Source organism: Prevotella sp. MGM1 (assembly GCF_002933775.1).
In the GTDB taxonomy this organism is placed as follows: Bacteria; Bacteroidota; Bacteroidia; order Bacteroidales; family Bacteroidaceae; genus Prevotella.
In genome coordinates, this window is sequence record NZ_BEWV01000190.1 from 1 (window position 1) to 1,537 (window position 1,537).

A 1,537-nucleotide genomic window follows, 5' to 3' on the forward strand; every position below is an offset into this window, starting at 1 on the left:
TCAAAAACCTCATACTTCTGCTCAAAGATATAGGAGTGAAGGTGGAGAGGCTGACGACGAATGACTATTCGTTCAAGGCCGACGAACTGAATCTCGGCTATATGGAAAGCGACGGGTTTGTCAGAAAATGCGCTTCGTTGCGCGGCTCCGTGCTGATGATAGGCCCGTTGCTCGCCCGTTTCGGCAAGGCCGTAATCACAAAACCGGGCGGCGACAAGATAGGGCGCAGGCGTCTCGACACGCACTTTCTCGGTTTTGAACGTCTCGGGGCTAAGTTCCGTCACGTTGAGGAAAGGGGGGTATACGAGATAGGGACAGACCGGCTGAAAGGCTGTTACATGCTGCTCGACGAAGCTTCGGTGACAGGAACGGCCAACATCATAATGGCGGCGGTGCTTGCCGAGGGTACCACGACGATATACAACGCTGCATGCGAACCGTATATACAGCAGTTGTGCCACATGCTCAACAATATGGGCGCATGTATAAGCGGTATAGCTTCGAACATGCTTACAATCGTGGGAGTGGATAGGCTGCACGGCACTACGCACAGGATATTGCCCGACATGATCGAGGTAGGCTCGTTTATCGGCATGGCGGCAATGGTGGGCGACGGTATCCGCATAAAGGATGTGTCTCCCGGAAACCTCGGCATCATACCGGAGGCGTTCCGCCGTCTCGGTGTTAAAATAGAGCACGACGGCGAAGACCTAATAATACCTAAACAGGATCATTATCAGATAGACTCGTTTATCGACGGGACAATAATGACTCTGGCCGACGCACCTTGGCCGGGACTGACTCCCGACCTGCTGTCGGTGCTCATAGTGGTGGCCACACAGGCACAAGGCAGTGTGCTGTTTCATCAGAAAATGTTCGAGAGCAGGCTCTTCTTCGTAGACAAACTTATAGATATGGGGGCGCAGGTGATCCTCTGCGACCCGCACAGGGCCGTGGTCGTGGGGCACGACCGCAAGATAAGACTGCGCGCGGGACGCATGTCCAGTCCGGACATACGTGCCGGAATAGCTCTGCTCATAGCGGCCATGAGTGCCCATGGGACGAGCCGTATAGACAATATAGAGCAGATAGACCGCGGCTATGAGAATATAGAAGCGCGGCTCAACGGCCTTGGCGCAAGGATAATAAGGGAGCAACCCATGTGAGATATATTCATAACCGAGGGTAGAATAATAGTATGATAAGGGAAGACGATGTTTATAAGATAGGACGGTTGGGCAAGCCGCACGGTGTGAAGGGCGAGATAACGTTTATGTTCGATGATGATATCTTCGACCGCACGGACTGCGACTACCTCATACTCTCGATAGACGGAATACTCGTTCCGTTTTTTATTGATGAGTACCGGTTTCGAAGCAATGAGACCGCACTCGTGAAATTTGAGGATGTAGACACGCAGGAGCGCGCCTCGGAACTGACAAATACCGACGTCTTTTTTCCCCGAAGCATATCCGATGAAGGCGGTGACAACCTTTCATGGGCGGCGATAGTGGGTTTCGACGTGTTAGACTCGCGC

General features: G+C 52.8%; 1 protein-coding gene and 1 pseudogene. Both read left to right on the forward strand.

Annotated features, from left to right (window positions below; all coding sequences use genetic code 11):
- A partial coding sequence (locus MoGM_RS07310) for a UDP-N-acetylglucosamine 1-carboxyvinyltransferase (RefSeq protein ID WP_104369437.1) occupies nt 1–1,166 on the forward strand: 1,166 nt, incomplete at its 5' end.
- 32 nt (nt 1,167–1,198) lie between these two features.
- Nucleotides 1,199–1,537 (forward strand): annotated as a pseudogene (locus tag MoGM_RS07315) (16S rRNA processing protein RimM); the annotation flags it as partial.